The sequence below is a fragment of the Streptococcus sp. 2020WUSS084 genome, assembly GCF_044427445.1.
GTDB classification, from domain to species: domain Bacteria; phylum Bacillota; class Bacilli; order Lactobacillales; family Streptococcaceae; genus Streptococcus; species Streptococcus suis.
The window spans coordinates 85,984-109,041 of record NZ_JAOTGC010000004.1 but is presented as its reverse complement, the minus strand read 5'-3'; the positions used below and the strand labels follow the sequence as shown (position 1 = coordinate 109,041).

Sequence of the window (23,058 nt, the reverse complement as noted above, 5' to 3'; positions counted from 1 at the left end):
TGCCTATATACAATGTCAAGTAAATTCTGACAATTTAATGCATTGTATGTTATAAAATATGACATAACTGTGTCAGATGGTTTTGAAATATGAATTTTTTAGGTAAGTTTGATATAATAGAAGAAATAAAACAAAGGTAAGATACTAATGAAAAAAATATTAATTGTAGATGATGAAAAACCAATCTCAGATATTATTAAGTTTAATATGACTCGTGAGGGATATGAAGTTGTGACAGCTTTCGATGGACGTGAAGCCTTGGAAGTGTTTGAGGCTGAGTTTCCTGACATTGTCATTTTGGACTTGATGCTGCCAGAATTGGACGGACTAGAGGTTGCTCGAACGATTCGTAAGACCAGCAATGTTCCAATCTTGATGTTATCTGCTAAAGATAGCGAATTTGATAAGGTTATCGGGCTTGAAATCGGGGCGGATGATTATGTGACCAAACCCTTCTCTAATCGCGAATTACAGGCGCGTGTTAAGGCTCTTCTTCGTCGTAGTGAATTGGCAGAGACGCAGACAAATATTGAGTCAACAGGAACTCCAGAGTTGGTGATTGGCGATTTGGTCATTCTGCCTGATGCGTTTGTCGCTAAGAAGCATGGTAAAGAGCTGGAGCTGACCCATCGTGAGTTTGAATTGCTCCACCATCTGGCCAAACACTTAGGTCAGGTTATGACTCGAGAACATCTATTGGAAACAGTTTGGGGTTATGATTACTTTGGTGATGTCCGCACGGTGGATGTAACGATTCGTCGTCTGCGTGAGAAAATTGAAGATGCACCAAGCAGACCAGAATACATTCTTACTCGTCGCGGAGTGGGATATTTTATAAAAGGAAATGATTAATCAATTACGTTATTTAATGACCACGGCAGAATTTTGGTTTGTTGTCATTTTGATTGGCTTTCTAATTGCTCTGACGGTCCTTTTGATTGAAAACTATCGGGATAATAAGCAAATTAAACAACTCAATCAAAAAGTCAATGCCTTAATTGAGGGGAATTATGCAGATGTGTTAGACATGAGGGGAAGTCCTGAAATCACAGATATGGCGAATTCTCTTAATGATCTGTCCGAGGTCATCCGCTTAACTCATGATAATTTAGAACAAGAAAAGACGCGTCTGACTTCCATCCTGTCCTATATGAGTGACGGTGTTATTGCTACAGACCGTATCGGACGGATCATCATGATTAACGATATGGCCCAGAAACAGTTGGGGCTTTCTAGCCAAAAGCAGGAGCAGTATCACCTGCTCGAGGTTTTAGATTTATCAGACCGTTATACATTGAGAGATTTGTTGGCTCAGACACCTGAGATTGTGATTGATCACACCAATGAAAACGAAGAATTTTTGACTTTACGTGCTAATTTTGCCACGATTCGTAGTGAGAGTGGTCTGATTTCTGGCTTGGTTGTCGTCTTGCATGATATGACTGAGCAGGCCAAGGAAGAACGGGAACGTAGGCTGTTTGTGTCAAATGTGAGTCATGAATTGCGTACGCCATTGACTTCCGTCAAATCCTATCTAGAGGCTCTGGATGAGGGAGCGCTGACGGAGTCTGTTGCACCGAGTTTTGTTAAGGTATCCTTAGATGAGACCAACCGCATGATGCGGATGATTACAGATCTCCTAAGCTTATCGCGTATTGATAATCAAGTTGGTCAGATAGATGTTGAACTGATAAACTTTACTGCTTTTGTGACCTTTATTCTTAACCGTTTTGACCAAATGAAAAATGCTGATTCTGATAAGGTCTATACGATTGTTCGTGACTATCAAATCAGTCCTATTTGGGTTGAGATTGATACAGATAAGATGACTCAGGTTTTGGATAATATCTTAAATAATGCCATTAAATATTCGCCAGATGGCGGGACAATTACCTTCAGCATGAAGACCACAGATAGTCAGTTGATTGTATCCGTCTCAGACGAAGGTCTGGGGATTCCGAAAGCAGATTTACCTAGAATTTTTGACCGATTTTATCGCGTGGACAAGGCACGATCTCGTGCTCAAGGCGGTACAGGTCTTGGTTTAGCTATTGCAAAAGAAATCGTGAAACAACATAAGGGCTTTATCTGGGCTAAAAGCGAATATGGTCATGGCTCAACGTTTACAATTGTCTTGCCGTACAGCAAGGACATCGCACTAGATGAGTGGGATGATTCAGATGAGGAAGAATAGGAGAATATGATCGGAAAAGGTTTTAATTATAGTATTTTAGCTTCGGGGTCCAGCGGGAATTGTTTTTTCCTAGAAACAGATAAAAAGAAAATCTTAGTGGATGCTGGCTTATCAGGGAAAAAGATTACCAGTCTTTTGGCGGAAATTGATCGAAAGCCTGAGGATATTGATGCTATCCTGGTAACGCATGAACATAGCGATCACATCCATGGTATCGGTGTTTTAGCACGTAAGTATGGGATGGATATTTATGCCAATGAATTGACCTGGCAGGCTATGGAGAGCAAATTGGGCAAGATTGATGTGGCTCAAAAACATATCTTCGAATTGGGTGCTATGAAGACTTTTGGCGACCTAGATATTGAGTCATTTGGTGTCAGTCATGATGCGGCCTGTCCGCAATTTTACCGTTTTATGAAGGATGACAAATCCTTTGTTATGTTGACGGATACAGGCTATGTCAGTGACCGCATGGTTGGAATTGTAGAAAATGCCGATGCTTATTTGATTGAATCGAACCATGATATTGAAATTTTGCGCTCAGGTTCATATTCATGGAATTTGAAGCAACGGATTTTGTCAGATAAGGGCCACCTTTGTAACGAAGACGGTGCTGACGCCATGATTCGCTCGTTGGGAAATCGGACAAAAAAGATTTACCTAGGGCATTTGTCAAAGGAAAACAATATCAAGGAATTGGCTCACATGACCATGGTTAATCAGTTGGCTCAGGCTGATTTTGGAGTTGGAGTGGATTTTCAAGTCTATGACACATCGCCAGATACAGCGACTCCCTTGACCAAGATTTGACAAATTCATTGAACTTGTTTAGAATAAATATATAAAATACGTGAGGTGAAGTTACATGAATAATTAAGCTGCTTATTAGTCGTTCTTAAAACTTGTAGTGAGGTTGTATTAACCGATAATACAAGAGATAATACTGCTCATAAGGGCTTACTATTCATGTGACTTTTTCCATAGGAAAAGGTCATGTTTTGCATGGCTTTTTTCTTGTTCATTGAGCAGAATAGGGGCCCTTTTTGTGAAGAAAAGAGGTCTATATGGAAATGATAAAATGTATTCAATTAGAGAAGGAATTTGCGGGACGTAGTTTGTTTTCAATCAAGCAGTTGAGCCTTCAAGCTGGTCAAAAGGTTGGTTTGGTTGGAAATAATGGTGTTGGCAAGTCTACTTTTTTGAAAATCTTACTGGGACTGGATAGGGATTTTGCTGGTCAGATTGAGGTAAAAGCAGACTGGGCCTATGTACCCCAGTTACAGGAAAGGAGCTCGCTTTCAGGTGGGGAACAGGTTTGGAAGTCTATTCAAGAGGCTTTTGCCCAAAGACCACAGTTGTTAATCATGGATGAACCGACTGCCAATCTGGATCAAGAACACCAGGAAAAGCTAATAAAACAAATTAAACGCTATCGCGGGAGTATACTGGTTGTAAGCCATGATCGGTATTTTCTCAATCAAATAGCCAGTCACATTTGGCATTTAGAAGAAGGAAGTATTCAGGTCTATACAGGGAATTATGAGGCGTTTGTAGAAAGTCGCCGGGCTAGGCGAGAAGGGCAGCAGGAGGCCTATGAAGCCTATCAGAAAAAAGTCGCTCAACTAAAAAAAGCCCAACAAGAGCGTCAGGTCAAGGCTCAGAAGATGGGGAAGAAAAAGAAAGGTATTTCTTCCTCAGAGTGGAAGGTTAGTGCTATGATGGGGTCCTATGATAGTCAAGCCAAGTCTATGGCGAAGTCTGCTAAACAGTTAGAGAAAAGGATTGAGAGGTTGGAAAAGGTTAGTCAGCCCAGAAGGGAGGTTCATATTAAAATGGAATCAAAAGGGGCCTTAGATACTGATTTACATAGACTATTTCTTTTGCAAGCAGGTCAAGTTTTGATGGATGAAGTGTATCTATTTGATTTTCCTCAGATAGGGATGACGTTTGGAGAGAAGTTAGCCTTAGTGGGGGCGAATGGTTCTGGAAAGACCAGTTTTGTCCGAAAATTATTAAGGAAAGAATTGGCAGGCTATTATAATCCTAAGTTAAAAATTGCTTATTTTGCACAGGATTTGATAAACCTTGATGAAGAAAAGACTGCTTTTGAAAATGTTAGTTGTACCTCTCTTCAAGATAAGATGACGATTCTCAATTTATTAGGTATGTTAGGACTTTCTTACGATAAGGCTCAGCAGAAGGTAGCAAATCTGTCTGGTGGTGAGCGTGTTCGTCTCTCCTTAGCTAAGGTATTGTTGGCGGATGCAAATCTTTTGATATTAGATGAACCGACAAATTTTCTAGATATGGCAGCTATTGAAGCTTTGGAAACATTCTTGAAGGAATATGAAGGAAGTGTCCTCTTGGTTTCCCATGATCAACAGTTTGTGGAAACATCTGTTCACAGTCAATGGGAGATAGTACAAGCTTGTCTCGTGAAGAAATCATAAGAAAATATTTTCTGAAAAGGAGGCTCTGTCTAAAAAATATTTTTTGCCTGTGGTATAATAAGAAGGATATTTCTAGAATGAGGTCTTTGAAGTGAAAAAAAGAAAGAACAAGCCTTTGGAACACGATGGAAATTTTATTTCCCTTCGTTTAAATATTTTATTTTCTATCGTGATTTTCCTTTTCCTAGTTTTGATATTGCGTCTGGCAGATATGCAGATCATCAATCATGATTTTTATAGTAATAAGCTGTCTACTGCCAGTCAGAAAATCATTAGCAATGGCTCTATCCGTGGGCAGATTTACGATGCGCAAGGAAAACCTTTGGTTGAAAACGAGATTCAGCAGGTTGTCTCCTTCACACGTTCCAACAAGATGTCTGCTCAAGAAATGAAAGAAGTAGCTAATAAACTCTTGCAGTGGGTCAATGTGTCGGACGTAACAATTACTCAACGTGACAAGGCTGACTATTATTTAGCGGATGAAGAAGTTTATCGTCAGGTAGTCGAGGCCTTGCCAGAAGATAAAAAATACGATTCTGATGGCAACTACCTGAGTGAATCGACAATTTATTCTAATGCGGTTGATAGTATCCCTGCTGAAGCATTGCAATATTCTGAGCAAGACAGCAAGGCGATTGAATTGTTTAAGCAGATGAATGGAGCTACTTACTTCTCTACTGTTAATTTGGTAACAGATACTCTAACTGCTGAACAAGTTGCTCATATCGTAGCCAATGAAAGTCAACTTCCAGGCATTTCAACAACTAACAACTGGCAACGGACGATTTTACCAACTTCTCTCAGCTCTATTATTGGTACAGTAACGAGTGAACAGGCTGGTTTGCCTGCTGAAGATGCGGAATACTATCTCTCCAAGGGCTACTCATCAAATGACCGTGTGGGAACTGCCTACCTCGAGAAACAATATGAAGAAGTATTGCAAGGTCAACGTGAGAAAAAACAAATCAACCTTGATAGAAATGGCAATGTCGAAAGTATTGAGACAATCCAAGAAGGACAGCAGGGAAATAATATTAAACTGACTATTGATTTAGCCTTTCAAGATGGTGTCAATGCGATTCTAAAAAAATATTTTGAGAGTGAGTTGTCAACAGGAAGTGCACTTTATTCAGAAGGTGTTTATGCAGTTGCATTAAATCCTTCTACAGGTGCAGTGCTTGCTATGTCAGGATATAGTCACGAAAAAGGCTCAAGTACCATTACCGAAGATGCTCTTGGCACCATCACAAGCGTCTTTACACCAGGTTCTATTGTCAAGGGTGCAACTATTTCATCTGGTTGGGAGAATGGCATTATCTCAGGAAATCAGGTATTATTAGATGAACCGATTTATTTTGCAGGTTCAGCACCAATTACATCTTGGTGGGCCTATGGTAGTTTTAATATTGATGCGACAGAGGCTCTGGAATATTCTTCTAACGTCTACATGGTTAAGATTGCTTTGGGACTACTTGGTCAGACCTACTCAGCTAACATGTATTTGAATGATGGCGATACATTGACAAATGCCATGACTAAGCTTCGTTCGACTTTTGCAGAGTATGGTTTAGGTGCGTCAACAGGAATTGACTTACCACTTGAATCAACAGGTTTCTTACCAGAAGAATATTCCACCGCAAACTTTATTATGAATGCATTTGGACAGTTTGATAACTATACACCGATGCAGATGGCTCAATATGTAGCGACAGTAGCAAATAATGGAAAAAGGATTTCTCCTCATCTTGTAGAAGGTATCTATGGAAATAATCCCCAAGGTGGATTGGGAGATTTGATTGAAACAGTTTCTGGTAAAGAGATGAATCAAGTCAATATTTCAGCTGATGAAATGGCTCTCCTTCGTCAAGGATTTTATCAACTTGTAAATGGTGGAGGACGATTTAATACAGGTAGTGCTATCGGTCGTGGTGCGGCCGTGACCATCAGTGCCAAGACTGGTACTGCCGAAACTTATACTACAACTCCTTCAGGTGAAGTAGTAACTGCAGTAAATACCAACGTTGTTGCCTATGCACCTAGTGATAATCCACAAATCGCAGTTGCAGTCGTACTTCCAAACTTGACTAACGAAAATTCTACAACAAAAGCAATTACAACAGAAATCATTAATTTATACAATTCACTTTATCCAATGAATTAAGGAGGCTTATGCTTTACCCTACACCTATTGCCAAGTTAATTGATAGCTATTCTAAATTGCCAGGTATCGGTATAAAAACGGCTACCCGTTTAGCTTTTTATACTATTGGCATGGAGGATGATGTCGTTAATGAGTTTGCAAAAAATTTATTGGCAGCCAAGCGAGACCTATCTTATTGCTCTATTTGTGGTAATTTGACAGATCAGGACCCCTGTGCCATTTGCCAGGACTCAACGCGAGACCAATCTACTATTTTGATTGTAGAGGATAGTCGAGATGTTACAGCCTTGGAAAATATTCAAGAATACCATGGTCTTTATCATGTCTTGCATGGCTTGATTTCTCCCATGAATGGTATCGGACCAGATGATATTAATTTGAAAACCCTCCTCACTCGCCTGATGGACAATGAGGTTACAGAAGTTATTGTGGCGACCAATGCAACAGCAGATGGAGAGGCTACATCTATGTATATCTCACGTGTCCTCAAACCTGCGGGAATCAAAGTAACCCGACTAGCTCGTGGCTTAGCGGTAGGCAGTGATATTGAATATGCAGATGAAGTGACCCTGTTGAGGGCTATTGAAAATCGTACAGAGCTATAGCTGTTCTGTAGTTAGATACGTTCCTAATTTTAAGATAGGATAGATATGATTTGTTAAATTATGCTATACTAAGAGTAATAGCGTTGATACAGGAAGGAAAATATATGTCAAAAGAAACCTTGATTTTACTTTATGGTGGGCGTTCTGCAGAGCGTGAGGTATCCGTTCTGTCTGCCGAAAGCGTCATGCGTGCCATCAATTATGATAAATTTTTTGTCAAAACCTATTTCATCACACAAACTGGGGACTTTATTAAGACGCAAGAGTTTTCTCAAACACCGTCTGCCGATGAAAAACTCATGACAAACGCGACAATTGTTGAAGAGCAAAAAATCCGTCCGAGCGATATTTATGAAGAAAAGGCAGTCGTTTTCCCTGTTCTTCATGGACCAATGGGAGAAGACGGGTCAATTCAAGGCTTCTTGGAAGTGCTTCGTATGCCGTATGTTGGTACCAATATCTTGTCTTCCAGCGTTGCTATGGACAAAATCACTACCAAGCGTGTTCTTGAATCAGCAGGAATCTCCCAAGTACCTTATGTGGCAGTTATCGAGGGTGAAACTATCGACGATAAGATTGCAGAGATTGAAGAAAAATTGACTTATCCGGTCTTTGTAAAACCAGCTAATATGGGGTCAAGTGTCGGTATCTCAAAAGCTGAGGATTTAGCTGGCTTGCGTAAGGCGCTTGATTTGGCTTTTAAGTATGACAGCCGTGTCCTCGTTGAGCAGGGTGTTAATGCGCGTGAGATTGAGGTTGGTCTTTTGGGAAATGCTGACGTGAAAACCACACTTCCTGGCGAAGTAGTCAAAGACGTTGCTTTTTATGACTACGATGCCAAATACATCGACAACAAGATTACCATGGAAATCCCAGCTAAGATTGATGAGTCTATCATGGATACCATGCGGGATAATGCTGCCAAGGCCTTCCGTGCTATCGGTGGTTGTGGCCTTTCTCGCTGTGATTTCTTCCTGACTGAAGACGGAGACATCTTCCTGAATGAGCTCAACACCATGCCAGGATTTACCCAGTGGTCCATGTATCCACTCCTTTGGGATAATATGGGACTTGTTTACCCAGATTTGATTGAAGAGCTTGTTCGTTTGGCCAAGGAAATGTTTGAAAAACGTGAAAGTCATTTGATTTAATGAGAATGAAAATGAAAAGGATTGGAAAATTTCCAATCTTTTTCTAGTTCACATTCTTGCAAAGGTTTGCAAAAAAGAATAGAATGGTTTCAAATATGTGGAGGTGTTTATGTATCAAACGACGGTAAAAGGGGAAGGTCTGTTTCAGGCAGTTTCTCAAGGTTATGGAGAACCAGTTCATACTTTTGGTGTAACAGAGCAGGGAGAAACTCCCGTAAGCCTTGTGAACATTGGCTTAGCTGCCTGTGTGACCATGTGTGTGCAGGGCTACTATGCCAGCCAAGAAGGCAATAAAACCATGCCTGTTCAGGTGGAGAGTCGCTTGGACAATCAGCATTTTGAGGTGTTGATTGGAATTGGAGAGTCGGTTTCAGCGCAAAAGCAGAAAGAGATTCTTGCCTATGTGGAAAAGAAATGTAAAGTCAAAGATCTTTTGAGGGAAGACTTGAAGTTTGAGACAAGTTTTTATGTCTTAGAAAGTGTGGAGTAGATGTTTTTAGCAATTGAAGAAATGCGACAAAATAAGTTGCGTTACGGCTTGATTTTAGGTTTGTTAATCCTGATTTCCTACTTGGTCTTTTTCCTGACAGGTTTGGCTTATGGCCTCATGCAGGAAAACAGGACAGCAGTTGATAAATGGCAAGCAGATTATGTCTTGCTCAATTCAGAAAGTAATCGTTTGATTACAGCTTCAAAAATTGATACAGCCTTGCTTGACCAGGTGGACGCTGGTAACAAGGCCTTGATTCGCCAACAAGCTGGAGTTGCCTATGTGGATGAAAATGCCACCTCAGATGAAAAAGAAAAAGTAAACATCTTTGCCGTTGAGTCTGATAGTTTTATCATCCCAAATATTGTAGAAGGTCGTTTGTATGAAAAAACGGGAGAAGTCGTTGTAGACAAAACCTTGTCAGAAGTAGAAGGATTTGGGCTAGGTGATGAAGTCTATCTGTCGGGAACTGATGAAAAAGTGACCATTGTAGGTTATACAGACAATGCTTATTTTGGAGTGGCGCCTGTTGTCTATATGGACATTACGGCGTTTGCAGAATTGATGCAGGCTGATAAACAACAAGCAGCAACGAGTAATCTTGCCAGTGCCATTGTCGTTCGTGGAGATGTCGCTTCTGTACCAGATGAGCTGGAAAAAGTTGCCGTTGCAGACTTTATTGAAAATCTGCCAGGATATAAGGCACAAAATATGACCTTTGGATTTATGATAGGATTCTTGATTGTCATCTCAGCCATTGTTATTGGTATTTTTATCTTTGTTTTGACAACACAGAAATCACCGATTTTTGGCTTGATGAAAATTCAAGGTCTTTCAAATGGCTATATTTCAGGTTCTGTACTGGCTCAAACCTTCCTACTTGCTGGTTTGGGAACCGTCCTTGGATTGGCTGGAACTTATTTGTCATCCCTTGTCTTGCCAAGTGCTGTTCCATTTGAGAATAACTGGACCTTCTATATTGCAATCGGCCTAGCACTAGTTGTATTTGCCCTATTGGGTGCTAGTTTCTCTGTACGTTCTATCTTTAAGGTAGATCCATTACGAAATCTATCTTAGGAGGTTGTTATGAAAACACTTATTTTTGAAAATATTAGTAAGACCTTCCAAGATGGCAGTCAAACCATTACAGCTCTTAAACCGACTAATTTTAGCATTGAAGAAGGCGAATTTGTTGCCATCATTGGACCATCTGGTTCTGGGAAGTCAACATTTTTGACCTTGGCAGGTGGTTTACAAACGCCGACAACAGGTCGTGTTTTAATCAATCAATCGGATTATTCTGATTTACCTGAGAAAAAACGTGCCAAATTGCGCTATAAGGACATTGGTTTTGTCTTGCAGGCTTCCAATTTGATCCCCTTTTTAACAGTCGAAAAACAATTAACCTTGGTTGATAAGGTCAATAAGAAAGCTGATCCGAGCAAGCGAAACGAACTTCTATCTGAATTGGGTGTGGACCATCTCAAAAACAAGTTCCCTAAGGATTTGTCAGGCGGAGAACGGCAGCGTGTAGCTATTGCCCGTGCACTCTACAATGATCCAGCCTTGATTCTAGCTGATGAACCGACAGCCAGTCTAGACAGTAATCGTGCTTTTGAAGTGGTTGAGTTATTAGCTAAGGAAGCCAAAGAACGAAACAAATCCATCATCATGGTAACGCATGACCAGCGCATGATTGAAAAATGCGACAAGGTATATGAGATGAAAGATGGTGTCCTCACTCAAGTTCGATAAAAAGTGGTATAATGGGAGCGGGAAAGAACTCAAACATTCAAAGAAGAGTTTCCCTCACTTTCAAACAGTAGGTTCGGGCTAAAATAGTCCGCTGGACTATTTTACTCCCACCCCCGTACAGCTCCAACTGTCTGGGAGACAGTTGGAGGTTGGAAATGGAGCGAACTCTGTTCGCATCAGCCGTAGAGGACAGATTTGGAGTGTAAATACGAACTGCTGTGATTTACTTCGCAAATCTTATCTCCAACCTTTAACAGTCCACTGGACTGTTAAAGCCAATCAACCACTGCGCTGAGATGTTGACACAAACTTTGAGAAACGGTGCTGGGCTTGAGCCCAGCCTCTAGTTTATTGGAGAAAACAATGAAATTAACCTTACACGAAGTCGCTCAGGTCTTGGGCGCAAAAAATGATATTAGTCTTTATCCCGATACAGCACTCAACAAGGTCGAGTTCGATAGTCGACTCGTTACAACTGGCGACCTCTTTGTTCCCCTCAAGGGTGCGCGTGATGGTCATGACTTTATTCCTGTAGCTTTTGAAAATGGCTGCGCAGTAACCCTTTCGGAAGTCAGCCTTGATGTTCCTCACATCCTAGTAGATGACTGCTTGGCTGCGCTTCAACAATTAGCGGCCTACTACCTAGAGAAAACAGGGGTAGAAGTCATTGCTGTGACAGGCTCAAACGGTAAAACGACCACCAAGGACATGATTCACGATATTCTAGCGACGACTTACAAGACTTACAAGACACAGGGCAACTATAACAACGAAATTGGTCTGCCTTACACCGTCCTCCATATGCCTGACGATACAGAAAAACTGGTCTTGGAAATGGGGCAGGACCACTTGGGCGACATTCATCTCCTGTCTGAAATTGCCAAACCAAGCCTATCAGTGATTACCCTTTTTGGAGAAGCCCATCTGGAATTTTTCGGTTCACGAGAAGAAATTGCCAAAGGAAAATTACAGATTGCAGATGGAATGGAGCCAGGTAGTAAACTCTTGATCCCAGCAGATCCGATTGCGGATAAGCTCTTGCCGAGCCAAGTGGATCTCGTTCGTTTTGGTGAACAGGGAGATTTGCAGGTGACCAGTCTGGTCGAGTCAAAAGATAGCCTGACCTTCACCGTCAACTTTATGGACGGCGACATTTTCCTCCCAGTAACAGGCAAGTACAATGCCACCAATGCCATGGTAGCAAGCTATGTGGGCAAAATCTTGGGTGTGTCCGATGAGGCAATCAAGTCAGCCCTAGCCAGTCTTAACTTGACCCGCAACCGCACCGAGTGGAAGAAGGCAGCCAACGGAGCAGACATTCTCAGCGATGTCTACAACGCCAACCCAACGGCCATGCGATTGATTTTGGAAACTTTCTCTAGCATTCCAGCCAATGAAGGCGGCAAGAAAATCGCGGTTTTAGCAGACATGAAAGAACTGGGTAGCCAGTCGGTTGACCTCCACAATCAGATGATTCTGAGCCTGTCGCCTGATGTGCTAGATACCGTCATTTTCTATGGTCAGGATATTGAAGGCCTGGCTCAGTTGGCTAGTCAGATGTTCCCAATTGGAAAAGTCTATTTCTTTAGGAAAAATGCTGAGCAGGACCAATTTGAAAATCTGGTGAAACAAGTCAAGGAAGTCCTAGGAACACAAGATCAAATCCTCTTTAAAGGCTCCAATTCCATGAAACTTGGAAAAGTGGTTGAAGAAATAGAAAAGTAGAGAGGCAAGACCTCTCTTTTTAGCAAGTCTTGTCAAAATATCGAAAAGTTGATATACTAACTTCTGAGAAAAGAGAGGAATTTAGTAAAGATGAGTGATTTTTTTAGCAATCAGATTTCTGAAGCACCGAACCTGAACGTATTGGAACATCTGTTTCTCATGATTATTTGGTTTTTCATGCTCTATCTTTGTTTTCGTTGTTATCAAAAAAGATGGTTTCATATTGTTTTTTGGTGGCTTCAATTTATACAGATTGTCTCCCTTTATACTTGGTATATCGTAGCTGATTTTCCTCTTTCAGAGAGTCTTCCTTTTTATCATTGTCGCTTGGCCATGCTCTTTATTCTTTGGGCGAAGCCTGGGCCCTTGAAACGTTATTTTGCCTATCTGGGTCTTTTTGGATCGCTTTCAGCCTTTATTCATCCGGTATTTGACCCGTTTGCTTTTCCACACCTTACCTTCTTTACTTTTGTTATTGGCCACTATGCCTTGACCGTTAATTGTATGTTGTACCTATTATCTGATTTAGAAGGGGAGATGTTGAAGGGGAAAGAGGTAGTGAAATATACGCTTATTATGAATATGCTGATTCTAGGAGTAGCTCTTTTAACTGGTGGAAATTATGGATTTTTAAGACAGGTACCCTTAGTGAATACTAATAATATTCCTTTGAATTTCTTCTTGGTAACTTGCCTACTCTGTTTCTCTATTTTGAGTATACAAGCTATGCTGATTGCCTATTTGAAAAAAGAAAGCAAACAAATGAATTCGCAGATATTGAAAAAATAAGACTTGAAATTAGTTTTTCAAGTCTTATTTTAGTTTTTAAATGCGCCTTGTTTGTAGCTAATCCAGAAAAAGACAGGGATAAAAATAAGCATTAATCCAGAATAGATTGGCAATGTGTGACTGTTTAGGGGGTGAATTTCAATCAGACCATGTAGGAAATGGGAGCTGATGAAGAAACCGAAAACGGAATAAATAATAAGAGCCAGTCGAGCTTTTGTCAGTGGCAAACAGGCACGAATGACAGCCAGTAGACCTGTTGAACCAAGAACATAATAAGAGAGTGTTTGCATGTCATACAAGTTTAAGTATCCAAATACTTGCATTAAATGGAAAATAAGGACACTGAGAACAACCATGAGAGCATTTGGTAGGGCTAAGAGAAGAGATTTTCTGAGAAAATGTTTTTCTACGGGGCGGATATTTCGTTCAAAAGTTAGGATAAAAGGAGGAAAACCTTCAACAAATTGACCAATGAGGGTCATTTGTATCTGAATAAATGGGAAAACTAACAAATATTCTGCTTTACCTAGGGCGATACTAGCGATACAGATAAGGCCAAGTAAGAAAGAGTAGATTGTTTTGATAAGAAAGATGGGCGCAATGTGAGAGATGTTATTAACAACGCGTCGTCCCTCAAAGAGAATCTCAGGAATATCTCGAAATTCAGAATCTAGGAGGACTAGATTAGCGATTTGTCTAGTAGCGGGATCACCTTCTGCCATAACAATGGAACAATCAGCTTCGCGTAGTGCGAGAATATCATTGACTCCATCACCGGTCATTGCAGTAGTATGTCCCTGTGCTTTGAGGGTTTGGATGAGCAATTTTTTCTGATGTGGGGATACGCGACCGAAAATGGCGGTTGTTTCAGCTCTGGCAATTAGTTCTTCGTCGTCAACTTTGGAACAATCGATATAGCTATCGTAGTCAGCAAATCCAGCTTCCTTAGCAATGTGTGAGACAGTCACAGGATTGTCACCAGAGATTATTTTTAGTGTCACTTCTTGCGAGCGAAGATAGGCTAGTGTTTCTGCGGCATCTTCTCGAATTGGGTCGGCAATTTCTAATAGAGCTAGAGGTTCAATATTCTCAGGTAGCTGATTTTGAGAAGAAGGAAGGGACTGTTGGCTAAGCGCAAGAATCAGGACACGGGAACCACGAGCCTGTGCCTCAGAAACAGAAGGAGGATTTTGTGTTAGTAACATTTCTGGTGCCCCTAGAAAAATGCGACCAATGTTTTCTATTGTCATTGCTCCCCACTTTCTATCACTAGAAAATGGAATGATGTGACTAGTTTTATAGTGGTGCTCTAAATCACCATATTCTTTTCGAATGGCCTGAGCTGTCGAATTAGTATCCTCACTTGTCTGGATATAAGTAGCGAGTAACTGTTGAATAGTGTCAAGTGAATAATGGTCGGTTAAGGGGAGTAGGTTTTCGACGGTCATTTTCCCCTGAGTAATCGTTCCGGTCTTATCCAAACAAAGAACATCAACTCGGGCAAGTGTTTCGACGGAATACATTTCTTGTACGAGGACATTTTTCATTCCCAGTTTGATAACGGCAGTTAAGAGAGAAGTGATGGTTAGCAGAGCAATTCCCTTTGGTAACATACCTAGTAGGGCAGTAGAGCTGGTAATAACTGAGTCTTTTAAGGGAAGAAGTTTGATGAAAAAGGCTTCTAGAAAAAGAGCTAGTCCGAATGGAATAATAATTTTTCCTGTAAATTTAGCAATTTTATCCATATTGTAAAGAATACGAGAGACGATAGGTTTGTGAGTTTTCGCCTCAAGCATGAGCTTATTGGCATAGTTTTCGGCGCCAACATGGATGACTTTTGCATAAATCTGTCCGCTAACTAGATAGCTACCAGACAATAATTCAGCCCCAGTATTTTTCACAATCAAGTCGCTTTCACCGGTTAACATGGCCTCGTTTGCCTCGGATATACCTTCTAAAACAATAGCATCACTAGGAACTTGTTCGCCAGCAGACAGCAAGAGAACATCATCTAAGACAATATCTTCTGGTGCAATAGAGATTGTCTCGCCGTCGCGAACAACTCGGATAAAATCCTTGTTCATCAGGTTGAGTTTGTCAATCATTCGTCGTGCCCGCCATTCTGTCAGCATTCCTGAAACAGCGTTGAGGACAATAACTCCGAAGAAGAAAAGGTTGGACCATGCCTGAACAGCTAGTAAGGCTAAGAAAATGGCAAAATTGAGTGCGTTAAAAGATGTAAACACATTTCGTCTGAAGATTTCCCAATTACTGGCACTGGTCTTTGTCTTAAAATGATTGGTTTGCTGGTTTTGAATACGTTCTTGTACTTCCTTGGTTGATAAACCTTTTATTTGTTTGTTCATTATTTTATCTTTCTTTTTCTAGTATATAGAATACATCTCATACTTATTGTAACATATTTATAATACAACAGTATAGGTCTGTAGACCTATTCTTCAATAGTTTGAAAAATTCCCTTATTTCCGATATAATAAGAGAGTTGTCTAGTAAAGAATAAGGATGAATCCAATGTAAATCGAATAAGATAAGAGCTCAGCCCTGCTATGAATCAAAATACAAAAAATGAAAAGGAAACATTATGTCACTACAAGAAGAAATCAAGAAACGCCGTACCTTTGCGATTATTTCTCACCCGGACGCGGGTAAAACAACCATTACCGAGCAGTTGCTCTACTTTGGGGGTGAGATTCGTGAAGCAGGTACGGTCAAGGGGAAAAAGACTGGTAATTTTGCCAAGTCTGACTGGATGGATATTGAGAAACAACGTGGTATCTCTGTTACCTCCTCTGTTATGCAGTTTGACTACGCAGGTAAGCGTGTCAATATCCTAGATACACCAGGGCACGAGGACTTCTCTGAGGATACCTATCGTACCTTGATGGCGGTGGATGCGGCTGTCATGGTGGTGGACTCTGCCAAAGGTATCGAGACCCAGACCAAAAAGCTCTTTGAGGTTGTGAAGCACCGCAACATTCCTGTTTTCACTTTTATCAACAAGTTGGACCGTGATGGCCGTGAGCCGCTTGATTTGCTACAAGAGTTGGAAGAAGTCTTGGGCATTGCCAGCTATCCAATGAATTGGCCGATTGGTATGGGGAAATCCTTCGAGGGACTTTATGACCTCCATAACAAACGCTTGGAACTCTATCGAGGTGATGAGCGTTTTGCAAGCTTGGACGAGGGTGATAAGCTCTTTGGTTCTAACCCCTTTTATGCACAAGTTCTGGATGATATTGAACTTTTGGCGGAAGCTGGTAATGAATTTTCAGAGCAGGCGATTTTAGACGGCGATTTGACACCTGTTTTCTTCGGCTCAGCCCTGACAAACTTTGGTGTGCAGACATTCCTTGATACCTTCTTGGAATTTGCTCCAGAGCCGCACGGTCACAAGACGATGACAGGGGACGTCATTGACCCGCTCAACAAAGACTTTTCAGGCTTTGTTTTCAAAATCCAAGCCAACATGGACCCTCGTCACCGTGACCGTATCGCCTTTGTCCGTGTGGTTTCAGGCGAATTTGAACGCGGTATGGCGGTTAACCTACCTCGTACAGGCAAGGGAGCCAAGTTGTCCAACGTGACGCAGTTCATGGCCGAGTCCCGTGAGAATGTGGAAAATGCAGTGGCGGGTGATATTATTGGGGTTTACGATACAGGGACCTATCAGGTAGGAGATACCTTGACCGTAGGCAAGAACAAGTTTGAGTTTGAACCGCTGCCAACCTTTACACCCGAAATTTTCATGAAAGTTTCTGCTAAAAACGTCATGAAACAAAAATCCTTCCACAAGGGAATCGAGCAACTGGTGCAAGAAGGTGCAATCCAGCTCTACAAGAACTACCAGACTGGTGAGTATATGCTAGGTGCCGTTGGTCAGCTCCAGTTTGAAGTTTTCAAACACCGCATGGAAGGCGAATACAATGCCGAGGTAGTCATGACCTCAATGGGTAAAAAGACAGTCCGTTGGATCAAGCCAGAAGACCTGGATGAACGCATGTCATCAAGCCGCAACATCCTAGCCAAAGACCGCTTTGACCAACCCGTCTTCCTCTTTGAAAACGACTTCGCACTCCGCTGGTTCGCGGACAAGTATCCTGACGTGGAGTTGGAAGAGAAGATGTAGAAAAGGTCCAGTGGACCTTTTCTAGTGGGAGATGAGAGCCGACGGGAGTCGGCTTACCAATGGCTAAGGTCCAGTGGACCTTTTCTAGTTGGGAATAGGAACTGACGGTAGTCAGTTTACCTTGATAAAGATAACTATAAAAGGATATGATAGAATACATGAAGCTGGGCAAGACATCATAGATGTCTTGCCCAGCTTCATTTTTAAAAGGTGTAATCTTTCAGAATCTCAATAGACTCAATTTTTACATCTGTTTTAGGTTTATCGCTACCATCTGTTTCGACGGAAGCGATTTTATCTACGATGTCCATCCCTTCGATGACTTGACCAAATACGGTATGCTTGCCATCTAAGTTTGGGTTGCCTCCGTTTTTATAAGCATCAATGATTTTACCAGGATAGCTAGAACTAGAAAGTTGGCTAGACATGTCTGTTGTATTTTGATTGATGAAAAACTGACTTCCATTTGTTCCTGCACCAGCATTTGCCATAGAAAGTGAGCCACGAATGTTATAAAGGAAAGCTGAAATCTCGTCTTTAAAACCATTTCCAGCATCGATAGTAGTATCTTTTCCGGCCCAGATAGACTCTCCACCAGTACCATTTCCAAGAGGATCGCCACCTTGAATCATGAAATCCTTAATGACACGATGGAAAATCGTTCCATTATAGTATCCTTCCTTGGCATGGGTCAGAAAGTTTTCTACAGTTAGTGGAGCTTGCTCGGGGAAGAGTTTTATAGTGATGTCGCCTTCGGTTGTTTTTATTTTAACAGCAGCCTCATTTTCACCAATTTCATTGGAAAGTTGGGGGAATGTAGCTTTAGGATTGTTAATGGCGTATGCCAAATCTTTGGCATATTGGCTAGAAGCAGTTGTATCAGCTGTCGTAGTCGAGCTTGAACTAGAGCTAGATGCTGTAGAAGATGAGCTATTAGCTGTCGAGTTGTTTGTGCAGGCAGTTAGCAAGATGCTCGAAGCTAGAGCAAGAGCTAGTATTTTTTTCATTGAAAATCCTTTCTTGTCTTGTTCAAAATTATGCTCATTCTACCATGAAATATGGATTTTTTCAATTTTTATCTAGTATAAAAAGTGTATACAACTCAACAATATGATATACTATATTTACAAATGCAAAAAGGAGAATAATGATGTTTGAGAACTTGTTTGACCCAGATGGAAGTCTAGTATGGCATACGGCTCTTTTCTACAGTTTTTCCGCGATCATATTAGCGACGGTTTGTTTCCATATTATTAAAAATTTTATGGAATGGCACCATAACAATCAGGCTCCAAAAGAATCCTACAGGGCCAAGCTTGTCTCAAAACGAACTCATGTTTTTGGTAATGAAGTAGCACGAACCAATTATTATGTAACGTTTGAATGGGAGGGAAGACGGCAGGAGTTCCGTGTACGCTCGGACGAGTATGCCCTCTTGGCAGAGGGAGATGTAGGCAACCTGCATTTTCAGGGGACTCGCTTCCTAGGTTTTGAACGGCTCTAAGAGTCGTTTTTCTTTTGAAAATATCCCTATCTAGTGTATAATGGTCTGAACAGATATTCGTACAACACAAAAGAGGTATTTAAAATGATTCAATCAATCGGACAGGTTATGCTGTATGTCAATAATCCTGAAGCAGCTGCAAAATTCTGGAATGAAAAAGTTGGCTTTGAGCGTGTAGAACGCCAAGAACAAGGTCCGCAAGTTTCTTATGTTATCGCGCCAAAAGTAGATAGCGATGTTCAATTTGTTCTTCATGATAAGGCAACAGTTGCTGAAATGCATCCAGAGATGTTTCTTGGTATTCCATCCATCTTGATGGCATCTGCAGATGTTGAAAAAACCTACCAAGAATTTATCGAACGCGGTGTCAATGCCAACCCAGTTATGGATCTTGGATTTATGAAAACTTTCAACTTTAGTGACGAAGAAGGCAACTATTACGCAGTACAAGAGGTAAAATAAATGTCAATTCAGAATCGGATTGAAGAAATGTACAAAGACCATGAGGTCAAGCCCTATATTTCCCCTGAACGTGACTTGGCGACCTGGCTTTTGGAGGCCAAGCCCGTTCCCAAACGCAATATGATTCGGCTAGAAGAAGGCTTGCTGGCAGGGGATATTATCCTCCTCTGGCGTGTCAATTTTGGTACCTTTACAACTACGACGCCCTATTCCAAGTATTTTGAGTACATATACGGCATCAACGGACCTGCCCACATGGAAAAGTTGTTGGCGGAAGGCTATGTTTATTTAGAGTCAGCCTTTGATTCGCTGGACCACATCACCTCCACTGCCAAGAAGACTATCCTCAAGGCAGAAGGCGTGACCGGTCTTTCCAAGATGAAGGCGGCCGACCTAGACACTGCCCTCAAGGACCACTTGACAGAAGAAAAACTAGCTCCCTACTTTGCTGTCCGTGGCTATGCCCTGACGGAAAAAGGCAGAGCTGCTCTGGATAATCACCCAGAAGTCATTGACAAACACCCAAAGAAGAAGATGTAGACTGGCAAGGCTGGTCTATTTTTTCTCCCATGAAAATTCTTCCCAATTATGATAAAATAAAGAGATTGAGAAAGTTGAGGTATCTATGAGAAAGACAAGTAAAAAAGGAAAGGCTACGAGGCGACCAACCAAGGCAGAATTAGCACAGCAAGAACGTGTTAAAAATATCACCCTTCGAGTATTGGGTCTTTTATTCATTGCCTTTGCAGCCAGTCGCCTAGGTGTGTTTGGAGTGACCAGCTACAATATTTTCCGGCTATTATTTGGTAGTCTGGCCTATCTATTATTGGCAGGTACATTTATCTACCTTCTTATTCCCAAAGTCTTACGCGAAAGAGAAGGGACCATATCGGGCTTCTGGCTGATTGTTATCGGGTTATTAATTGAATTTCAGGCTTATTTAGACTGGACCTATCAAGGGAGTGACCTATTCGGTCATACTCTAAAATTGGCCTTGTCAGACCTAGCTAAGTTTCAGGTAACAGCATTTCTAGGCGGAGGGATGATTGGAGGTATCTTCTATCTGCCAGTCTCCTTCCTCTTTGCAAATGTCGGTTCCTTCTTCATCGGTCTTCTAGTGATAGCATTTGGTATCTTTTTTGTAAGCCCATGGTCTGTTTATGATGTTGCCGATGGCTTGGCGGTTGCCAAAGATAAGTTGGCGGAGACGCAGGTAAAAAGAGCAGAGCTTCGAACACAGAAGAAAGCAGAACGAGAAGAAAAACGTCAGCAAGAATTAGCTCGTCTAGAAGAGGAACGCCTTCGTCTAGAGGAAGAGGAAGAGTCAGCTCGGACTTTGGCACTGGTAGATAGACATGTCGATTTAGAAACGGGTGAAATCTTAGAAGAAGAGCCTGTTCAAGTACCGATTATTTCAGAATATGACCCCTTAGACATAGAAGATGAATTTCCTATTATGTTGGCAGAAGATGACCAACCAGCACCATCAAACTCGGCAAGCCAGGATTCTGAAACAAATGAGTTTGAGAAGGACGAGACAGATGTACAGATTGATTTCAAGCCTAAGCAGAGACTAGCATATAAACTTCCGTCCATAGACTTATTTGCTCCTATAAAAGCTAAGAGTCAGTCCAATGAAAAACGGATTGTTCGCCAGAATATTAAAGTTTTAGAAGACACCTTTGCCAGTTTTGGAATCAAGGTGGTGGTTGAGCGTGCTGAGATTGGACCATCGGTAACCAAGTATGAAGTCAAACCAGCAGTCGGCGTCCGAGTCAATCGGATTTCTAATCTAGCTGATGATTTGGCTCTAGCTCTTGCGGCTAAAGATGTCCGTATTGAAGCTCCTATCCCAGGAAAATCTCTGGTCGGTATTGAAGTTCCAAACTCCGAAGTGGCTACAGTACCTTTCCGTGAGCTCTGGGAACAATCTAAAACAGACCCAGACAAGCTTCTGGAAATTCCTCTCGGTAAGGCTGTCAATGGCTCCGTCCGTTCCTTTAACCTAGCACGTATGCCCCATCTATTGGTGGCTGGTTCAACTGGTTCAGGGAAGTCTGTTGCTGTCAACGGTATCATCTCTTCAATTCTCATGAAAGCTGGTCCAGACCAAGTTAAGTTCATGATGATTGACCCCAAAATGGTCGAATTATCGGTCTATAATGATATTCCCCACCTATTGATTCCCGTTGTGACCAACCCACGCAAGGCTGCTCGAGCTCTTCAAAAAGTAGTGGATGAAATGGAGAAACGCTATGAGTTGTTTAGCCAAATTGGTGTCCGAAACTTAGAAGGTTATAATGCGAAGGTCGAAGAATTTAATAGCCGTTCAGAAGAAAAACAGATTCCACTTCCTCTCATTGTGGTCATCGTAGATGAGTTGGCAGACTTGATGATGGTAGCCAGCAAGGAAGTGGAAGATGCCATTATTCGCTTGGGACAGAAGGCTCGTGCGGCAGGTATCCACATGATTCTTGCTACCCAGCGACCATCTGTTGATGTTATTTCAGGTTTGATTAAAGCCAATGTACCATCTCGTATCGCCTTTGCCGTATCAAGCGGTACAGACAGTCGGACGATTCTAGATGAAAACGGTGCTGAAAAACTCTTGGGCCGCGGTGACATGCTCTTTAAACCGATTGATGAAAACCATCCAGTCCGCTTGCAAGGTTCCTTTATATCCGATGATGATGTAGAAGCAATAGTTGGCTTTATCAAGGATCAGGCAGATGCAGATTATGATGAATCCTTTGATCCTGGTGAAGTGGCAGAAGGTGATGGCGATGCAGGTTTTGGTGATGCTGGAGGAGATCCACTTTTCAACGAAGCACGTGCCTTGGTAGTTGAGACACAAAAAGCCAGCGCCTCTATGATTCAACGACGCTTGTCTGTTGGTTTTAACAGGGCAACACGCCTCATGGAAGAGCTAGAAGCAGCGGGTGTCATTGGTCCGGCTGAAGGAACAAAACCTAGAAAGGTATTGGAAACACAATAATGAAATTTGATGCAGTTCATCATATTGCAATTATCGGTAGTGACTATGACAAAACAAGAGAATTTTATGTTGAAAAACTAGGCTTTGAACAGGTGGATGAACATATTCGCCCAGAAAAAAATGATATTCTCTTCAATGTCAAAAAAGGCAATCTGATCTTGGAAATCTTCATCAAACCAGATGCACCAATGCGTCCGGCCATGCCCAATCCTGAACATACAGGTCTACGCCATCTAGCCTTCCAGGTTGCAGATGTGGAAGCTTGTCTGGAAGAGTTTGATCGTATAGGCATCCGACATGAAGTCCTGCGAACAGATGATTTTGATGGTAAAAAAATGGCCTTCTTCTTTGATCCAGATGGCCTCCCTCTAGAAATTCATGAATAAGTCCATCTTTTCATGTCCAGAGAGGACTTTCAATATGACAACTAATTAATATTCTTAGGAAATCAAAATCATACGCTGTTGACTTGATTTGATGAACGTCAGTTCTATCTATAGTCATTTGAATTAACTTTGATACATCGTCACTTTCGGCTTGCCGTACTCTGCAGAAGTGACTTGCTTTGCAAGTTATATCTCCAACCTAGCACAGCCACTAGGCTGTGCTAGCAACCTGCACCTCAGTTCC

The 23,058-nt window shown here is 41.6% G+C and carries 20 protein-coding genes; 18 read left to right on the top strand and 2 right to left on the bottom strand.

What is annotated here, in order from left to right:
* Window positions 1–147: 147 nt before the first annotated feature.
* The 12 genes from yycF to ODU50_RS03710 all read left to right on the top strand — a co-directional run bounded on the left by yycF (window position 148) and on the right by ODU50_RS03710 (window position 13,320).
* Window positions 148–852 carry a response regulator YycF gene (gene yycF / locus ODU50_RS03765; protein ID WP_002935840.1) on the top strand — a complete coding sequence of 235 codons (705 nt, stop codon included), beginning with the start codon at window positions 148–150 and terminating at the stop codon, window positions 850–852.
* Window positions 845–2,194 carry a cell wall metabolism sensor histidine kinase VicK gene (gene vicK / locus ODU50_RS03760; RefSeq protein ID WP_002935841.1) on the top strand — a complete coding sequence of 450 codons (1,350 nt, stop codon included), beginning with the start codon at window positions 845–847 and terminating at the stop codon, window positions 2,192–2,194. The genes yycF and vicK overlap by 8 nt, the downstream gene beginning before the upstream one ends.
* Window positions 2,195–2,200: 6 nt before the next feature.
* Complete coding sequence (locus ODU50_RS03755; protein ID WP_024410918.1) at window positions 2,201–3,004, top strand: MBL fold metallo-hydrolase; 804 nt, start codon at window positions 2,201–2,203, stop codon at window positions 3,002–3,004.
* A 254-nt stretch (window positions 3,005–3,258) separates the two neighbouring features.
* A complete protein-coding gene (vga(F), locus tag ODU50_RS03750) occupies window positions 3,259–4,644 on the top strand; it encodes an ABC-F type ribosomal protection protein Vga(F) (protein WP_032497667.1) in 1,386 nt (461 codons plus the stop codon).
* Window positions 4,645–4,735: 91 nt separating this feature from the next.
* Window positions 4,736–6,805, top strand: coding sequence for a penicillin-binding protein PBP2B (gene pbp2b / locus ODU50_RS03745; RefSeq protein ID WP_398581324.1), 2,070 nt, complete (start codon window positions 4,736–4,738; stop codon window positions 6,803–6,805).
* A gap of 8 nt (window positions 6,806–6,813) precedes the next feature.
* Complete coding sequence (gene recR, locus ODU50_RS03740; RefSeq protein ID WP_002935848.1) at window positions 6,814–7,410, top strand: recombination mediator RecR; 597 nt, start codon at window positions 6,814–6,816, stop codon at window positions 7,408–7,410.
* A gap of 104 nt (window positions 7,411–7,514) precedes the next feature.
* Window positions 7,515–8,561 carry a D-alanine--D-alanine ligase gene (locus ODU50_RS03735; protein ID WP_336375134.1) on the top strand — a complete coding sequence of 349 codons (1,047 nt, stop codon included), beginning with the start codon at window positions 7,515–7,517 and terminating at the stop codon, window positions 8,559–8,561.
* Window positions 8,562–8,670: 109 nt separating this feature from the next.
* Window positions 8,671–9,051 carry an OsmC family protein gene (locus tag ODU50_RS03730; protein WP_044683164.1) on the top strand — a complete coding sequence of 127 codons (381 nt, stop codon included), beginning with the start codon at window positions 8,671–8,673 and terminating at the stop codon, window positions 9,049–9,051.
* A complete protein-coding gene (locus ODU50_RS03725; RefSeq protein ID WP_167787070.1) occupies window positions 9,052–10,128 on the top strand; it encodes an ABC transporter permease in 1,077 nt (358 codons plus the stop codon).
* 9 nt (window positions 10,129–10,137) lie between these two features.
* On the top strand, window positions 10,138–10,806 hold the full coding sequence (locus ODU50_RS03720) for an ABC transporter ATP-binding protein (protein ID WP_024407021.1): 669 nt from the start codon (window positions 10,138–10,140) through the stop codon (window positions 10,804–10,806).
* A 363-nt stretch (window positions 10,807–11,169) separates the two neighbouring features.
* On the top strand, window positions 11,170–12,531 hold the full coding sequence (murF, locus tag ODU50_RS03715) for a UDP-N-acetylmuramoyl-tripeptide--D-alanyl-D-alanine ligase (protein ID WP_398581323.1): 1,362 nt from the start codon (window positions 11,170–11,172) through the stop codon (window positions 12,529–12,531).
* A 90-nt stretch (window positions 12,532–12,621) separates the two neighbouring features.
* Window positions 12,622–13,320: a TIGR02206 family membrane protein gene (locus ODU50_RS03710; protein WP_398581322.1), complete on the top strand. Its 699-nt coding sequence runs from the start codon at window positions 12,622–12,624 to the stop codon at window positions 13,318–13,320.
* 29 nt (window positions 13,321–13,349) lie between these two features.
* Here the strand turns inward: ODU50_RS03710 and ODU50_RS03705 are convergent, their stop codons facing one another.
* Window positions 13,350–15,686 carry a cation-translocating P-type ATPase gene (locus ODU50_RS03705; RefSeq protein ID WP_398581321.1) on the bottom strand — a complete coding sequence of 779 codons (2,337 nt, stop codon included), beginning with the start codon at window positions 15,684–15,686 and terminating at the stop codon, window positions 13,350–13,352.
* 236 nt (window positions 15,687–15,922) lie between these two features.
* Here ODU50_RS03705 and ODU50_RS03700 point away from each other — a divergent pair, with 236 nt between their 5' ends.
* Window positions 15,923–17,467 (top strand): peptide chain release factor 3, encoded by a 1,545-nt coding sequence (locus ODU50_RS03700; RefSeq protein ID WP_105153537.1) that lies wholly within the window; start codon window positions 15,923–15,925, stop codon window positions 17,465–17,467.
* Between the two features lie 203 nt (window positions 17,468–17,670).
* Here ODU50_RS03700 and ODU50_RS03695 read toward each other — a convergent pair whose 3' ends face one another.
* Complete coding sequence (locus ODU50_RS03695) at window positions 17,671–18,474, bottom strand: peptidylprolyl isomerase (RefSeq protein ID WP_044758249.1); 804 nt, start codon at window positions 18,472–18,474, stop codon at window positions 17,671–17,673.
* Between the two features lie 143 nt (window positions 18,475–18,617).
* Here ODU50_RS03695 and ODU50_RS03690 point away from each other — a divergent pair, with 143 nt between their 5' ends.
* From ODU50_RS03690 to ODU50_RS03670, 5 genes are all read left to right on the top strand, one after another.
* Window positions 18,618–18,971: a DUF2500 domain-containing protein gene (locus tag ODU50_RS03690; protein WP_105153538.1), complete on the top strand. Its 354-nt coding sequence runs from the start codon at window positions 18,618–18,620 to the stop codon at window positions 18,969–18,971.
* 84 nt (window positions 18,972–19,055) lie between these two features.
* On the top strand, window positions 19,056–19,433 hold the full coding sequence (locus ODU50_RS03685; RefSeq protein WP_053866827.1) for a VOC family protein: 378 nt from the start codon (window positions 19,056–19,058) through the stop codon (window positions 19,431–19,433).
* A complete protein-coding gene (locus ODU50_RS03680) occupies window positions 19,434–19,973 on the top strand; it encodes a hypothetical protein (RefSeq protein ID WP_105106347.1) in 540 nt (179 codons plus the stop codon).
* 85 nt (window positions 19,974–20,058) lie between these two features.
* Window positions 20,059–22,428, top strand: a complete 2,370-nt coding sequence (locus ODU50_RS03675; RefSeq protein WP_105120815.1) for a DNA translocase FtsK — start codon at window positions 20,059–20,061, stop codon at window positions 22,426–22,428.
* The gene (locus ODU50_RS03670) at window positions 22,428–22,814 is read left to right on the top strand and encodes a VOC family protein (protein WP_029171885.1); all 387 of its coding nucleotides are present in this window, start codon (window positions 22,428–22,430) and stop codon (window positions 22,812–22,814) included. The genes ODU50_RS03675 and ODU50_RS03670 overlap by 1 nt, the downstream gene beginning before the upstream one ends.
* Window positions 22,815–23,058 lie beyond the last annotated feature (244 nt).

Excerpts from the sequence above, each read along its gene's own strand:
- ODU50_RS03680 (WP_105106347.1), top strand. The coding sequence starts at position 19,434 with ATGTCAATTCAGAATCGGATTGAAGAAATGTACAAAGACCATGAGGTC.
- ODU50_RS03705 (WP_398581321.1), bottom strand. The coding sequence starts at position 15,686 with ATGAACAAACAAATAAAAGGTTTATCAACCAAGGAAGTACAAGAACGT.
- recR (WP_002935848.1), top strand. The coding sequence starts at position 6,814 with ATGCTTTACCCTACACCTATTGCCAAGTTAATTGATAGCTATTCTAAA.
- ODU50_RS03695 (WP_044758249.1), bottom strand. The coding sequence starts at position 18,474 with ATGAAAAAAATACTAGCTCTTGCTCTAGCTTCGAGCATCTTGCTAACT.
- vicK (WP_002935841.1), top strand. The coding sequence starts at position 845 with ATGATTAATCAATTACGTTATTTAATGACCACGGCAGAATTTTGGTTT.
- ODU50_RS03670 (WP_029171885.1), top strand. The coding sequence starts at position 22,428 with ATGAAATTTGATGCAGTTCATCATATTGCAATTATCGGTAGTGACTAT.
- murF (WP_398581323.1), top strand. The coding sequence starts at position 11,170 with ATGAAATTAACCTTACACGAAGTCGCTCAGGTCTTGGGCGCAAAAAAT.
- ODU50_RS03685 (WP_053866827.1), top strand. The coding sequence starts at position 19,056 with ATGATTCAATCAATCGGACAGGTTATGCTGTATGTCAATAATCCTGAA.
- yycF (WP_002935840.1), top strand. The coding sequence starts at position 148 with ATGAAAAAAATATTAATTGTAGATGATGAAAAACCAATCTCAGATATT.
- ODU50_RS03690 (WP_105153538.1), top strand. The coding sequence starts at position 18,618 with ATGTTTGAGAACTTGTTTGACCCAGATGGAAGTCTAGTATGGCATACG.
- ODU50_RS03755 (WP_024410918.1), top strand. The coding sequence starts at position 2,201 with ATGATCGGAAAAGGTTTTAATTATAGTATTTTAGCTTCGGGGTCCAGC.
- ODU50_RS03725 (WP_167787070.1), top strand. The coding sequence starts at position 9,052 with ATGTTTTTAGCAATTGAAGAAATGCGACAAAATAAGTTGCGTTACGGC.
- ODU50_RS03730 (WP_044683164.1), top strand. The coding sequence starts at position 8,671 with ATGTATCAAACGACGGTAAAAGGGGAAGGTCTGTTTCAGGCAGTTTCT.
- ODU50_RS03735 (WP_336375134.1), top strand. The coding sequence starts at position 7,515 with ATGTCAAAAGAAACCTTGATTTTACTTTATGGTGGGCGTTCTGCAGAG.
- ODU50_RS03675 (WP_105120815.1), top strand. The coding sequence starts at position 20,059 with ATGAGAAAGACAAGTAAAAAAGGAAAGGCTACGAGGCGACCAACCAAG.
- ODU50_RS03710 (WP_398581322.1), top strand. The coding sequence starts at position 12,622 with ATGAGTGATTTTTTTAGCAATCAGATTTCTGAAGCACCGAACCTGAAC.
- ODU50_RS03720 (WP_024407021.1), top strand. The coding sequence starts at position 10,138 with ATGAAAACACTTATTTTTGAAAATATTAGTAAGACCTTCCAAGATGGC.
- ODU50_RS03700 (WP_105153537.1), top strand. The coding sequence starts at position 15,923 with ATGTCACTACAAGAAGAAATCAAGAAACGCCGTACCTTTGCGATTATT.